This window comes from Streptomyces sp. NPDC030893, assembly GCF_055571535.1.
Genome location: NZ_JBVIFC010000003.1, coordinates 269369 through 282472, shown reverse-complemented (window position 1 = coordinate 282472; position 13104 = coordinate 269369). Strand labels below are relative to the sequence as shown.

General features: G+C 70.7%; 11 protein-coding genes. 2 read left to right on the top strand and 9 right to left on the bottom strand.

Features of this window, described 5'->3' with window-relative positions; translation table 11 throughout:
• Position 1 precedes the first annotated feature (1 nt).
• The 6 genes from ACZ434_RS08935 to ACZ434_RS08910 form a co-directional block, all read right to left on the bottom strand.
• A complete protein-coding gene (locus ACZ434_RS08935) occupies positions 2–571 on the bottom strand; it encodes a MaoC family dehydratase (RefSeq protein WP_468453367.1) in 570 nt (189 codons plus the stop codon).
• A gap of 5 nt (positions 572–576) precedes the next feature.
• The gene (locus ACZ434_RS08930; RefSeq protein WP_468453365.1) at positions 577–1539 is read right to left on the bottom strand and encodes an HpcH/HpaI aldolase/citrate lyase family protein; all 963 of its coding nucleotides are present in this window, start codon (positions 1537–1539) and stop codon (positions 577–579) included.
• Positions 1536–3563, bottom strand: coding sequence for a protein meaA (locus ACZ434_RS08925; protein ID WP_468453363.1), 2028 nt, complete (start codon positions 3561–3563; stop codon positions 1536–1538). The genes ACZ434_RS08930 and ACZ434_RS08925 overlap by 4 nt, the downstream gene beginning before the upstream one ends.
• A gap of 10 nt (positions 3564–3573) precedes the next feature.
• Positions 3574–4917 (bottom strand): crotonyl-CoA carboxylase/reductase, encoded by a 1344-nt coding sequence (ccrA, locus tag ACZ434_RS08920; protein ID WP_468453361.1) that lies wholly within the window; start codon positions 4915–4917, stop codon positions 3574–3576.
• A gap of 392 nt (positions 4918–5309) precedes the next feature.
• On the bottom strand, positions 5310–6122 hold the full coding sequence (locus tag ACZ434_RS08915) for a TetR family transcriptional regulator (RefSeq protein WP_468453359.1): 813 nt from the start codon (positions 6120–6122) through the stop codon (positions 5310–5312).
• 163 nt (positions 6123–6285) lie between these two features.
• A complete protein-coding gene (locus tag ACZ434_RS08910) occupies positions 6286–8091 on the bottom strand; it encodes a 3-hydroxyacyl-CoA dehydrogenase family protein (RefSeq protein WP_468453357.1) in 1806 nt (601 codons plus the stop codon).
• Between the two features lie 351 nt (positions 8092–8442).
• Here ACZ434_RS08910 and ACZ434_RS08905 point away from each other — a divergent pair, with 351 nt between their 5' ends.
• Positions 8443–9048 carry an adenylosuccinate lyase gene (locus ACZ434_RS08905; RefSeq protein ID WP_468453355.1) on the top strand — a complete coding sequence of 202 codons (606 nt, stop codon included), beginning with the start codon at positions 8443–8445 and terminating at the stop codon, positions 9046–9048.
• 8 nt (positions 9049–9056) lie between these two features.
• On the opposite strand, the gene ACZ434_RS08900 is transcribed toward ACZ434_RS08905, so the two are convergent.
• From ACZ434_RS08900 to ACZ434_RS08890, 3 genes are all read right to left on the bottom strand, one after another.
• The gene (locus tag ACZ434_RS08900; RefSeq protein ID WP_468453353.1) at positions 9057–9584 is read right to left on the bottom strand and encodes a GNAT family N-acetyltransferase; all 528 of its coding nucleotides are present in this window, start codon (positions 9582–9584) and stop codon (positions 9057–9059) included.
• A 127-nt stretch (positions 9585–9711) separates the two neighbouring features.
• Entirely contained in the window at positions 9712–11295 is a 1584-nt protein-coding gene (locus ACZ434_RS08895; protein WP_468453351.1) for an alpha/beta hydrolase, read from the bottom strand.
• 136 nt (positions 11296–11431) lie between these two features.
• Positions 11432–12478: an Rv2578c family radical SAM protein gene (locus ACZ434_RS08890; protein WP_468453349.1), complete on the bottom strand. Its 1047-nt coding sequence runs from the start codon at positions 12476–12478 to the stop codon at positions 11432–11434.
• A gap of 159 nt (positions 12479–12637) precedes the next feature.
• Here ACZ434_RS08890 and ACZ434_RS08885 point away from each other — a divergent pair, with 159 nt between their 5' ends.
• A complete protein-coding gene (locus ACZ434_RS08885; protein ID WP_468453347.1) occupies positions 12638–13081 on the top strand; it encodes an SRPBCC family protein in 444 nt (147 codons plus the stop codon).
• The last annotated feature ends 23 nt before the right edge of the window (positions 13082–13104 follow it).

Below are 13104 nucleotides of genomic sequence, written 5' to 3'. Positions count from 1 at the left end.
TCTACTTCTCCTGCTCCGTGAGCTCGGAACCAAGGGTGTCGCCCCGCAGGGGCGTCCCTTGAGGGTGGTGGTGGGAGACGGGCGGGCGGCCGGGCTGCTCGCCGCCGCGCTCCTTGATGTACGTCTCGGTGGGCACCATCACCTTGCGGCGGAACACGCACACCAGCGTGCCGTCCTGCTTGTAGCCCTTGGTCTCGACGTACACGATCCCGCGGTCGTTCTTCGACTTCGACGGCCACTTGTCGAGGACGGTCGTCTGGCCGTAGATCGTGTCCCCGTGGAAGGTCGGCGCCACGTGCTTCAGCGACTCGATCTCCAGGTTGGCGATCGCCTTGCCGGAGATGTCGGGGACCGACATGCCGAGCAGCAGGGAGTAGACGTAGTTCCCGACCACCACGTTCTTGCCGAAGTCCGTCGTCTTCTCGGCGTAGTTGGTGTCCATGTGGAGCGGGTGGTGGTTCATCGTGAGGAGACAGAACAGGTGGTCGTCGTACTCGGTGACCGTCTTTCCCGGCCAGTGCTTGTACGTCGCCCCGACCTCGAACTCCTCGTAGGTGCGTCCGAACTGCATCGCGCTCAGGCCTCCGGGATCTCGAACTTCGACGTGCGCCGCATACCGGCGGCGCGTCCCTTGCCCGAGATGACCAGCGCCATCTTGCGGCTGGCCTCGTCGATCATCTCGTCGCCGAGCATCGCGGAGCCCTTCTTCCCGCCGGCCTCGGACGTGTAGTAGTCGTACGCGTCCAGGATCAGCTCGGCGTGGTCGTAGTCCTCCTGCGAGGGGGAGAAGATCTCGTTGGACGCCTCGACCTGGCCCGGGTGCAGCACCCACTTGCCGTCGAAGCCGAGGGCGGCGGCGCGCTGGGCGACCGCGCGGTAGCCGTCCACGTTGCGGATCTGGAGGTAGGGGCCGTCGATCGCCTGGAGGTTGTTGGCGCGGGCGGCCATCAGGATCTTCATCAGGATGTAGTGGTAGGCGTCCGCCGGGTAGCCGGGCGGCTGCTCGCCCACGACGAGGGACTTCATGTTGATGGACGCCATGAAGTCGGCCGGGCCGAAGATGATCGTCTCGACGCGCTGGGAGGCCTGCGCGATCTCGTTGACGTTGTTCAGGCCCTGCGCGTTCTCGATCTGCGCCTCGATGCCGATCTTGCCGACCTCGAAGCCCATCGTCTTCTCGATCTGGGTGAGGAGCAGGTCCAGCGCGACGATCTGCTGGGCGTCCTGGACCTTCGGCAGCATGATGCAGTCGAGGTTCTGGCCGGCGCCCTCGACGACCGTCACGACGTCCCGGTACGTCCACTCGGTCGTCCAGTCGTTGACGCGCACGACGCGGGTTTTGCCGGTCCAGTCGCCCTCGTTGAGGAACTTCACGATGGTGTGCCGCGCCTCGGGCTTGGCGAGCGGCGCGCAGGCGTCCTCCAAGTCCAGGAAGACCTGGTCCGCGGGGAGGCCCTGGGCCTTCTCCAGGAAGCGCGGGTTGCTTCCCGGGACCGCCAGACAGGAGCGGCGGGGGCGAAGGCGATCGACGGTTGTCATGCGGGGACCTCCAGGGGGTCGAGCTTGTTCGCGTTGCGGATCTCGTCGACGATGCGTCCGATGATCCCGGTGATGTCGAAATCCTTCGGGGTGAAGACCGCGGCCACTCCCGCGGCCCGCAGTTCTTCGGCGTCACCGTTCGGGATGATGCCACCGGCGATCACCGGTATATCTGTGGCACCGGCCACACGGAGCCGTTCGAGCACGTCCGGCACGAGCTGGGCGTGCGAGCCGGAGAGGATGGACAGGCCCACCGCGTGCACGTCCTCCGCGAGGGCGGCGTCCACGATCTGCTCCGGGGTGAGCCGGATGCCCTGGTAGACCACCTCGAACCCGGCGTCGCGGGCCCTGACGGCGATCTGCTCGGCGCCGTTGGAGTGACCGTCCAGGCCCGGCTTGCCCACCAGGAAGCGCAGCTTGCCCACGCCCAGCTCCCCGGCCGTCAGATCCACCTTCCGGCGGACCGCCGACAGGGCCGAGCCCTCCTCGGCGGCGACCGCCACCGGGGCGGAGGAGACACCGGTCGGCGCCCGGAACTCGCCGAACACCTCGCGCAGCGCCCCGGCCCACTCGCCGGTCGTCACGCCGGCCCTGGCGCACTCCAGGGTGGCCTCCATGAGGTTGTCGGTGCCGCGCGCGGCCTCCTTCAGCTTCTCCAGCGCCTTGCAGGGGCGCGGATGGTTGAACGGCGGCTGGTAGCGGGTGTCGCGCCAGTTCTGCAGCGAGGCGATCACCCGGGCCTCCACCGCCGGGTCGACCGTCTGGATCGCGGTGTCCAGGTCGGCGGTGAGCGGGTTGGGCTCGGTGCCCTCGAAGGCGTTGACCCCGATGATCTTCTCGTCGCCGGACTCGATCCGGGCCCGGCGCTGCGCGTGCGAGGAGACCAGCTGGGACTTGAGGTAGCCGGACTCCACGGCGGCCATCGCGCCGCCCATCTCCTGGATCCGCTCGATCTCCGCGAGCGAGTCCGCGACCAGCTGCTCCACCTTCGCATCGATCACCTTCGAGCCCTCGAAGATGTCGTCGTACTCCAGCAGATCGCTCTCGTAGGCGAGGACCTGCTGGATGCGCAGCGACCACTGCTGGTCCCAGGGGCGGGGCAGGCCCAGCGCCTCGTTCCAGGCCGGCAGCTGCACGGCACGCGCGCGGGCGTCCTTGGAGAGGGTGACGGCCAGCATCTCGAGGACGATCCGCTGGACGTTGTTCTCCGGCTGCGCCTCCGTCAGGCCGAGGGAGTTGACCTGGACGCCGTAGCGGAAGCGGCGGTGCTTGGGGTTCTCGATGCCGTACCGCTCACGGGTGATGCGGTCCCAGATGCGGCCGAAGGCGCGCATCTTGCACATCTCCTCGACGAAGCGGACGCCCGCGTTGACGAAGAAGGAGATCCGGCCGACCACGTCGCCCATGCGCTCCTGCGGCACCTGCCCGCTGTCCCGCACGGCGTCGAGCACGGCGACGGCGGTGGACATCGCGTACGCGATCTCCTGCACCGGTGTGGCGCCGGCCTCCTGCAGGTGGTAGCTGCAGATGTTGATCGGGTTCCACTTCGGGATGTGGGAGACCGTGTACGCGATCATGTCCGTCGTGAGGCGGAGCGAGGGCCCCGGCGGGAAGACGTGCGTTCCCCGGGACAGGTACTCCTTCACGATGTCGTTCTGGGTCGTCCCCTGGAGCCTGGTGATGTCCGCGCCCTGCTCCTCGGCGACGACCTGATAGAGCGCCAGCAGCCACATGGCGGTGGCGTTGATCGTCATCGAGGTGTTCATCTGCTCCAGGGGGATGTCCTGGAACAGCCGGCGCATGTCACCGAGGTGCGCGACCGGCACGCCGACCCGGCCGACCTCGCCGCGGGCGAGGATGTGGTCGGAGTCGTAGCCGGTCTGCGTCGGCAGGTCGAAGGCGACCGACAGACCGGTCTGGCCCTTGGCGAGGTTGCGCCGGTACAGCTCGTTGGACGCCTCGGCGGTGGAGTGACCGGCGTAGGTCCGCATCAACCACGGACGGTCCTTCTGACGCTCTGTCATGGTCCGGCCCTCAGACGTTCCGGAAGCGGTTGATGGCGTCGACGTGCTTCGCGCGCTTCTCGTGGTCGCGCACGCCCAGGCCCTCCTCCGGCGCCATGCACAGCACGCCGACCTTGCCCTGGTGCGCGTTGCGGTGCACGTCGTGGGCGGCCTGGCCGGTGTCCTCCAGGGCGTACACCTTGGAGAGCGTCGGGTGGATCTTGCCCTTGGCGATGAGGCGGTTGGCCTCCCAGGCCTCGCGGTAGTTGGCGAAGTGCGAGCCGATGATGCGCTTCAGCGACATCCACAGGTAGCGGTTGTCGTACTCGTGCATGTAGCCCGAGGTCGAGGCGCAGGTGGTGATGGTGCCGCCCTTGCGGGTGACGTAGACGCTCGCGCCGAAGGTCTCGCGGCCCGGGTGCTCGAAGACGATGTCGATGTCCTCGCCGCCGGTGAACTCGCGGATGCGCTTGCCGAAGCGCTTCCACTCCTTCGGGTCCTGGGTGCGCTCGTCCTTCCAGAACTTGTAGCCCTCGGCGCTGCGGTCGATGATCGCCTCCGCGCCCATCGACCGGCAGATGTCCGCCTTCTGCTCGCTGGAGACGACGCAGATCGGGTTGGCGCCGCCGGCCAGCGCGAACTGGGTGGCGTAGGAGCCGAGTCCGCCGCTCGCGCCCCAGATGAGGACGTTGTCGCCCTGCTTCATGCCGGCGCCGTTGCGGGACACCAGCTGCCGGTACGCGGTGGAGTTGACCAGGCCCGGGGCGGCGGCCTCCTCCCAGCTGAGGTGGTCCGGCTTCGGCATCAGCTGGTTGGACTTCACCAGCGCGATCTCCGCGAGACCGCCGAAGTTCGTCTCGAAGCCCCAGATGCGCTGCTCCGGGTCGAGCATCGTGTCGTTGTGGCCGTCGGACGACTCCAGCTCGACGGAGAGGCAGTGGGCGACGACCTCGTCGCCGGGCCGCCAGGCGTTGACGCCGGGGCCGGTGCGCAGCACGACGCCGGCGAGGTCGGAGCCGATGATGTGGTACGGCAGGTCGTGGCGCTTGGTGAGCTTGCTGACCCGGCCGTAGCGCTCCAGGAAGCCGAACGTGGAGAGCGGCTCGAAGATCGAGGTCCACACCGAGTTGTAGTTGACCGAGGAGGCCATGACAGCCACCAGGGCCTCACCCGGGCCGAGCTCGGGCAGCGGCACGTCGTCCAGGTGGATCGACTTGCGGGGGTCCTTGTCGCGGGTCTCGAGGCCCGCGAACATCTCGGTCTCGTCCTTGTGCACGGTGATCGCGCGGTACGACTCGGGAAGCGGCAGGGCGGCGAAGTCCTCCGACGTGGAGTCGGGCGACTGGATCGCGGCCAGGATGTCCTTCACGGTCACGGTGTTGCCTCCGGCGGTGAGCGCCCTGAGGGAGGGGCGCTGAGGGTTTCGTCGGGTGTGCTGCTGAGGGTTGAGGGGTGCCGTCGGTTCGGCGGTGGTGCTTCGGCAGCGCTTGGTGTGCGCGGGAGGTTGCCTGTGACGCAGGCGTCCGGACGTGCGGGCGGTGAGCCCGCCGGGACTCGCCCGGACTCCTTCAACGTATGGCACGCCGTGTCAGCTCGCAAGGCACTGAGTGTCAGAACCTGGGCTCAGGTGAAATCTTTACCCATCAGATGAGCGATGATCGATCGAACGGGCCCCGGAGCGGGTGAGAAAAGGGGCCCTGACATGGCAAAACGGCCACCCGGTGGGGTGGCCGTCATCACAGCGGCCGGCGCGCGCCGGCGGGCCGCTCAGCGCTCCTTGAGCGCCTGCTCGATGGTCCGCATCACCTCGTCCAGCGGGGCGTCCACGTGCGCGACGGTCACCAGGACCTCGCCCTGCGCCGACGCCGAGGCGGCCGGCGGCTTCGGGGCCGCGGTGCGCCGGCCCGCCATGATGCCGCTGCCGAAGGTCTTGCGGACGATCGCGAAGGCGTGGTCCAGCTGGGCCTCCACCTCGCCCTGGCCGCCGGCCCTGAGCCAGCGCCGCAGCACATGGTTGTGCGCGGTGACCACGGCCGACGCGGCGACCTCCGCCAGCAGCGGGTCGTCGTTGGCGTCGTCGTCGTGCGCGTGCTCGTCGAAGTGGCCGAGCAGATAGCGGGTGAAGAGCCGTTCGTAGCGGGCCACCGACGCGATCTCGGCCTCGCGCAGCGTGGGCACCTCGCGCGTCAGCTTGTAGCGGGCGACCGAGATCTCCGGCCGGGCCGCGTACATCTTCATGACCTCTTTGATGCCGCGGCACACCGTGTCCAGCGGATGCTCGTGCGCGGGGGCGGCGTTGAGCACCGCCTCGGCACGCACCAGGGTGTCGTCGTGGTCGGGGAAGATCGCCTCTTCCTTGGAGCGGAAGTGGCGGAAGAAGGTGCGGCGGGCGACTCCGGCGGCGGCCGCGATCTCGTCGACGGTGGTGGCCTCGTACCCCTTCGTCGCGAACAGCTCCATCGCGGCGGCCGCCAGCTCCCGGCGCATTTTCAGCCGCTGGGCGGCGGCACGGGAGCCCGCGGCGCTCTCCGGCGGCTCGGTCGTGGCTGGCGTACGTGCGGACTTGGCGGGCTGGGACATGCCCTGAACGTACTGCATGTGCGCAGCTCGATGCGCGTGAGAGGGGGCTCCCCCGCCCTCGGCGGGCGGGGGAGGGGCGCTGCGGGCGTGCGGCGCGAACCGGTCGGGGTCGAGCAGTCCGCCCCACTCCGCGCCACCCTCGAACCAGTCGCCGGGGCGCGCCTCAGCGCTTGGCATATTCGCGGAAACCACGGCCGGTCTTGCGGCCGAGGCAGCCCGCGGCCACCAGGTGCTCCAGCAGCGGTGCCGGGGCGAGACCCGGGTCGCGGAACTCGCGGTGCAGGACCTTCTCGATCGCCAGCGAGACGTCGAGCCCGACGACGTCCAGCAGCTCGAAGGGGCCCATCGGGTAGCCGCCGCCCAGCTTCATCGCGGCGTCGATGTCGTCGAGCGAGGCGTAGTGCTCCTGCACCATCTTGATCGCGTTGTTGAGGTACGGGAACAGCAGCGCGTTCACGATGAACCCGGCCCGGTCGCCGCAGTCCACGGCGTGCTTGCGGATCGTGCCGCAGACCTCGCGCACGGTGGCGTGGACGTCGTCGGCCGTCAGCACCGTACGCACCACCTCGACCAGCTTCATGGCCGGCGCGGGGTTGAAGAAGTGCATGCCGATCACGTCCTGCGGACGCGAGGTGGCCCGGGCGCAGGCGACCACCGGGAGGGAGGAGGTGGTGGTGGCGAGCACCGCGCCCGGCTTGCAGACCTTGTCCAGCGTCGCGAAGAGCTGCCGCTTGACCTCCAGGTCCTCCGCCACCGCCTCGACCGCGAGATCCACGTCGGCGAAGTCGTCGTAGGTGCCCGTCGCACGGACCTGCTCCAGGGTCTGCGCGGCGGCCTCGGCGGTCATCCGGCCCTTGTCGACCGAGCGGGACAGGGACTTGCCGATCCGGGCCTTGGCGCTCTGCGCCTTCTCCTCGCTGCGGGCGGCCAGGACCACCTCGTAGCCCGCCTTCGCGAACACCTCGGCGATCCCGGAGGCCATCGTTCCCGAGCCCGCCACGCCCACCGAACGCACCGGACGGCCCGCGGCCGCCGCGGCGTCCTCGCGCGGGGTGAGGGCGTCGGCCACGACCGTTCCGCTGCCCGGTGCCTCGTACGTGTAGAAGCCGCGCCCCGCCTTGCGGCCGGTCAGGCCCGCCTCGCTGAGCTGCTTGAGGACGGGAGCGGGGGCGTGCAGCCGGTCCCGGGACTCGGCGTACATGGCGTCCAGGACGGTGCGGGCGGTGTCGATGCCGATCAGGTCGAGCAGCGCCAGCGGGCCCATGGGCAGACCGCAGCCCAGCCGCATCGCGGCGTCGATGTCCTCACGGGAGGCGTAGTGGGCCTCGTACATCGCGGCGGCCTGGTTGAGGTAGCCGAACAGCAGGCCGTCGGCGACGAATCCGGGCCGGTCGCCGACCGCCACGGGCTCCTTGCCCAGGTCCAGGGCGAGGTTGGTGACGGCGGTGACGGCCGCGGGCGCGGTGAGCACCGAGGAGACGACCTCCACCAGCTTCATCGCCGGAGCCGGGTTGAAGAAGTGCATGCCCAGCACCCGCTCGGGGCGGGCGGATTCGGCGGCGAGCCGGGTGACGGACAGGGCGTTGGTGCCGGTCGCCAGGATCGCCTCCGGCCGCACGACGCCGTCGAGTTCACGGAAGATCTGCTGCTTGATCTCGTACGACTCCGGGGCCACCTCGATCACCAGATCGGCGCCGGCCGCGGTCGTGAGGTCGGTGGAGGTGGTGACGCGGGCGAGGAGTTCCGCGCGCTGCTGCTCGGTGAGCCGGCCGCGCCGCACGGCGCGGGCCGTCGAGGCCTCCAGGGCGGCGACGCACCGCGCCGCCTGGGCCTCGGTGATGTCGATGCCGACGACATCGCGGCCGGCCGCGGCCAGGACCTCGGCGATGCCGGTGCCCATCGTGCCGAGGCCGACCACGGCGACGGTGCGCAGCGGGGACAGAGGGGTGTCGGAGAGGGGAGTGGCCATCGCGGGACTCCAGGAATGAGGGTGACGACGGAGGACACGCCCGGCTGCGCCGAAGGGCGCACCGGGTGCGTGCGGGATGCGGGTGTGGACCGGGCTGCGAGCGCACACGCCCGGCGCCGCGAAGAGCGGCGGGGGATCCGACCGGCCCTGTCCCGGGGCCGAGCCGTACTGCGGTACACGGGGTACCGAACCGACTGCGACTCAGGGCGGCCGCGTCACCAGACCGCCATGAGGAGGGTCGCGAGTGGGTAACTCGCTCGTCTGAGCTTAACCCGCGGGTAACGAGCGCGCCAGCCCCCGGGTTTGTGATGTAGGTCCCGAGTACCCCGCCCGGCCCCTAACCTCGGGGACATGGACGAAGAGTCGCGATCGCTCACGGAGCGCTTACGGACGGAGTCGGGCGGATCGGCGGCGTACGACCGTCTGCTGGGCACCGACGACCCCGACACCCTGGCCGGCGTCCTCACCGCGCCCGGACAGCCGCTGTGGGCACGGGAACTGGCCGCGTTCCGGCTGGGACTGGCGGGGGACCGCAGGGCCTTCGAGGCGCTCGTGCTCCTCCTCAACCACCGTGACCCGCCGCGCTGTGCCGCCGCCGCCCACGCCCTGGCCCGCCTCGGCGACCCGCGCACCGCCCGCGCCGCCGCCGCCCTCGCCACCAACGAACTGCGGGTCGCCTACGCCCTGCACCCCGTCCGGCTGCTCACCGCACTGCGCGCCCCCGAGGCCGTGCCGGCCCTGATCACCACGCTGCGGCGCCGACTGCGCCCCCACGATCCCTACCGGCGCGTCGCCCTCGCCTGCGTCGAAGGACTGGGCGAACTCGCCGACGCGCGCGCCGAACCCGTGCTGAACGAAGCCCTCGCCCACCCGGCGCTGGCCGAGGCGGCGGTCCACGCCCTGGCCCGGATCCCCCGGCAGGGAGGCGGACGGCCGAGGATCCCCGGACAGCGGTAGCCCCGCCGTCAGCCGGCCAGTTCCCTCACGTACCGCACCTCCGGCACCGCCACCCCGTCCACCTCGAACGGCTCCTCGGCGCCGTCGGATTCGAAGCCCGCGCGCTCGTAGAAGCGGCGGGCCCGGGCGTTCTCCTTGAGCACCCACAGATACATGCTCCGGTGACCGGCGGCGGCGCACCGCAGCGTCGCCTCGGTCATCAGCGTCCGTCCCACCCCCCGGCCGATGTGCTCGGGGCCCACGTACAGCGCGTACAGCTCGGCGTCGTCGGTGCGCACGTCGCCGTCCCGGTGGGGACCGAACGCGGCCCATCCGGCGAGCCCGCCGCCCTCGCCCTCGGCGACCAGGTTCACCACGCCGCCGTCGCCCGCCAGCAGCCGCGCACGGTGCCGCTCGGCGTCCGCCCCGACGTCGAGCCCGTCGAGATACGACTGCGGGACGAGCCCGCGAGACGCGTGCTGCCACCCCCGTATCCGGATGCCCGCGACCTGCTCGCAGTCGTCGGCGGTCATCGGCCGCACCGTGACCGCGCTCATGCGTCCACCACCGCGAGCGCCTCGGTCTCCCTCGGGAACTCGGGGGCGGGGATACGGGTCAGCTCGCTCATGCGTTCATCATGGACCATGGGTACGACAACCCGGCACCCGACGGTGCGTCAGGTCCTCAGCCCCGGACGCCGAGCAGGCCGTGCAGGGTGGAGCCGCGGGACGTGCTCGGGGCCGCCTTCGACGTCAGGGGCTTCGGGTCGGGCAGTGCCGTGCAGACCGCGTCGGCCTCGCCGTGGCTGCCGCGGGGCACGGTGCCGTCGGTGAGGTAGGCCGCCAGGTGCCGGTCCAGGCAGGCGTTGCCGCTCAGCGTGATGCCGTGGTTGCCGCTGCCGGACTCCACCACCAGGCTGGAACGCTCCAGCAGCCGGTGGACGGTGACCGCGCCCTGGTACGGGGTCGCCGCGTCGTCCGTCGCCTGGAACAGCAGCGCCGGCGGCAGCGCGCTGTTGCTGTGGACGCGCTCCGGCCGCAGGGACTCCGTCGGCCAGAACGCGCACGGCGCGTTGTACCAGGCGTTGTTCCAGGCCAGGAACGGGGACCGCTCGTACATCTCCCAGTTGTCCTTGCGCCACTGCGCCCAGTCACGCGGCCACGCGGCGTCCCGGCACTCGACCGCCGTGTAGACGCTGTAGCCGTTGTCCCCGGCGGCGTCGTTCGCGCCGAAGTTCTCGTACGCCTCGATCAGCGGACCGTCGTCCCGGTCGTTCACGTACGCGGCGAACGCCTCGGCGAGGTAGGGCCAGTAGCCGTTGTAGTAGCCGCCCGGGATGTAGGTGTCCTCCAGCTCGGCGGCGCCCACCTTGCCGCCGGCCGGGTCCTTCTTCAGCTCGGCGCGCATCGCGTACCACTTGGCCTCGATCTTCTCCGCGTCGGTGCCCAGGCGGTACCTCGCGTCGTACTTGGCCACCCAGTCCATGAAGGCCCGGTGACGCGCGTTGAAGGCGTGGTTCTGGTTCAGGTTGGAGTCGTACCAGACCTCGGTCGGGTCGACCACCGAGTCAAGGACCAGGCGCCGCACCCGCTCCGGGAACAGCTTGGCGTAGACGGCGCCCAGGTAGGTGCCGTACGAGTAGCCGAAGTAGTTGATCTTCTTGGCGCCGAGCGCCCGCCGGATCACGTCCATGTCGCGCACCGTGGCGCCCGTGTTGATGTGCGGCAGCAGATCGCCGTACTTCCTGCCGCAGGCCTCCGCGAAGGACTTCGCCCGCCGGAGGTTGGCCTGTTCGACCTCGGGCGAGGTCGGTACCGAGTCGGGGCGCACCGGGCCGAAGTGGTCCGGGACGCAGTCCAGCGCGGGCTCGCTCGCCCCGACCCCGCGCGGGTCGAAGCCGATGACGTCGTACTGGGCGGCCACCTTCTCCGGCAGCGAGGACGCCACGAACCCGGCCAGCGTCAGCCCGCTGCCCCCGGGGCCGCCCGGGTTCACCAGCAGGGGGCCCTGGTACTTCTTCGCGGTGTGCGGGACGCGGGACAGCGCGAGCGTGATCGTGCGTCCGGTGGGGTCGGAGTGGTCCAGCGGCACCTCGACGGACGCGCACTGCAGCGTCGGGTAGTCGTCGGTGCCGCACTTCTTCCACGCGGGCTTCGCGGCGGGGAAGGGTTCCGCGGCGCGCGGTGTGCCGGCCTCGGCGGGGACGGCCGTGAGGCTTCCGGCCAGGGCGACGGCGGCACCGCACAGCACGGCTGCGCGTCTTCTCATGGGGTCCTCCCAGGACGGAGGTGCGGAAGACCGCGAGGCTCACGGTCCACGCGGCATCGTCCCGATATGCGGTCCCATATGAACGCGTTCGATCAATTGTTGACCCAATTGGTCCGCCGGATGCGCTCGGATGCGCTCAGAGAAGCGTCAGCTGGGTCGGCTCGTCCGCCGGGGATGCGGCCGGACCGGCCGGCCCGCTGGGCCGGAGGCGTCGCGGCATGCCCGCGCGGGCGGGGCCGATGCCGTACTCCTGCGCCAGCTCGTGCACCTGACCGGTGATCCGGCGCTGGTACCACTTCGGCGCGTAGGCGCCCTCCGCGTAGAGCCGCTCGTAACGGCCGGTCAGGTGCGGGTGGTGCCGTGCCAGCCAGGACATGAACCACTCGCGGGCGCCGGGCCGCAGATGCAGCACCAGCGGAGTGACGGAGGTGGCGCCCGCGGCCGCGATGGCCCGCACGGTCGCCCGCAGCTGCTCCGGGCGGTCGCTCAGGAACGGGATCACCGGCGCCATCAGCACTCCGCAGCCGATGCCGTGCCCGGCGAGCGTGCGGACCACGTCCAGCCGCCGCTCCGGAGCCGGTGTACCCGGCTCGACCGTGCGCCACAGGGTCTCGTCGGTGAAGCCCACCGAGACGGAGATGCCGACGTCGGTCACCTCGGCGGCCTGCCGGAGCAGCGGCAGGTCCCGCAGGATCAGCGTGCCCTTGGTGAGGATCGAGAACGGGTTGGCGTGATCGCGCAGGGCGGCGATGATGCCCGGCATCAGCCGGTAGCGGCCCTCCGCGCGCTGGTAGCAGTCGACATTGGTGCCCATCGCTATGTGCTCGCCCTGCCAGCCGCGGGAGGACAGCTTGCGGCGCAGCAGCTCGGGCGCGTTCACCTTCACCACGATCTGGCTGTCGAAGCCGAGGCCGGTGTCGAGGTCCAGGTAGCTGTGGGTCTTGCGGGCGAAGCAGTAGACGCACGCGTGTGTGCAGCCGCGGTAGGGGTTCACCGTCCACTCGAAGGGCATGCGGGAGGCTCCCGGCACCCGGTTGACGATCGAGCGGGCCCGGATCTCGTGGAACGTGATTCCGGCGAATTCGGGCGTGTCGAAGGTGCGGGTGATCACCGCCTCCGCGCCGAACAGCGCGGCGTCGGCCCTGCCGTGTCCGGAGTCCGGGGTGAGGTTCTCCCAGCGCATGACGCCTCCTCGGTAGCACTGGCCCACAGAATAGAACAAGTGTTCCCTTGATCGTGCGGATGACATGTTCGGTCAGAACCGGAACCCCGATTTGGGCGGCCGGGCAGGGGGGTGGTTGGCTTGCCCCGACCCCGGTACCCCATGCCCTGGAGGAAAGCGATGGCGCAGGTCGAGGCCACTACGGAGCGGATCGTCGCGGCGGACGCGGAGACGGTGTTCGACGCCCTCGCCGACTACAGCGGCACCCGCGCGAAGGTGCTGCCCGAGCAGTACAGCGAGTACGAGGTCCGCGAGGGCGGCGACGGCGAGGGCACCCTCGTGCACTGGAAGCTCCAGGCCACCAGCAAGCGCGTGCGCGACTGCCTGCTGGAGGTCACCGAACCCGCCGACGGCGAGCTCGTGGAGAAGGACCGCAACTCCTCCATGGTCACCACCTGGCGCGTCACCCCGGCCGGCGAGGGCCGCTCCCGGGTCGTCGTGACCACCGTGTGGGACGGCGCCGGCGGCATCGGCGGCTTCTTCGAGAAGACCTTCGCGCCCAAGGGGCTCGCCCGGATCTACGACGCCCTGCTGGCCAAACTGGCCGCCGAGGTCGAGAAGTAGCCAGTAAGCCCCCTCAAGAACCG

Coding starts and splice junctions, on each gene's coding strand:
- ACZ434_RS08935 (WP_468453367.1), bottom strand. CDS start 571: ATGCAGTTCGGACGCACCTACGAGGAGTTCGAGGTCGGGGCGACGTAC.
- ACZ434_RS08930 (WP_468453365.1), bottom strand. CDS start 1,539: ATGACAACCGTCGATCGCCTTCGCCCCCGCCGCTCCTGTCTGGCGGTC.
- ACZ434_RS08925 (WP_468453363.1), bottom strand. CDS start 3,563: ATGACAGAGCGTCAGAAGGACCGTCCGTGGTTGATGCGGACCTACGCC.
- ACZ434_RS08915 (WP_468453359.1), bottom strand. CDS start 6,122: ATGTCCCAGCCCGCCAAGTCCGCACGTACGCCAGCCACGACCGAGCCG.
- ACZ434_RS08910 (WP_468453357.1), bottom strand. CDS start 8,091: ATGGCCACTCCCCTCTCCGACACCCCTCTGTCCCCGCTGCGCACCGTC.
- ACZ434_RS08905 (WP_468453355.1), top strand. CDS start 8,443: ATGGACGAAGAGTCGCGATCGCTCACGGAGCGCTTACGGACGGAGTCG.
- ACZ434_RS08900 (WP_468453353.1), bottom strand. CDS start 9,584: ATGAGCGCGGTCACGGTGCGGCCGATGACCGCCGACGACTGCGAGCAG.
- ACZ434_RS08895 (WP_468453351.1), bottom strand. CDS start 11,295: ATGAGAAGACGCGCAGCCGTGCTGTGCGGTGCCGCCGTCGCCCTGGCC.
- ACZ434_RS08890 (WP_468453349.1), bottom strand. CDS start 12,478: ATGCGCTGGGAGAACCTCACCCCGGACTCCGGACACGGCAGGGCCGAC.
- ACZ434_RS08885 (WP_468453347.1), top strand. CDS start 12,638: ATGGCGCAGGTCGAGGCCACTACGGAGCGGATCGTCGCGGCGGACGCG.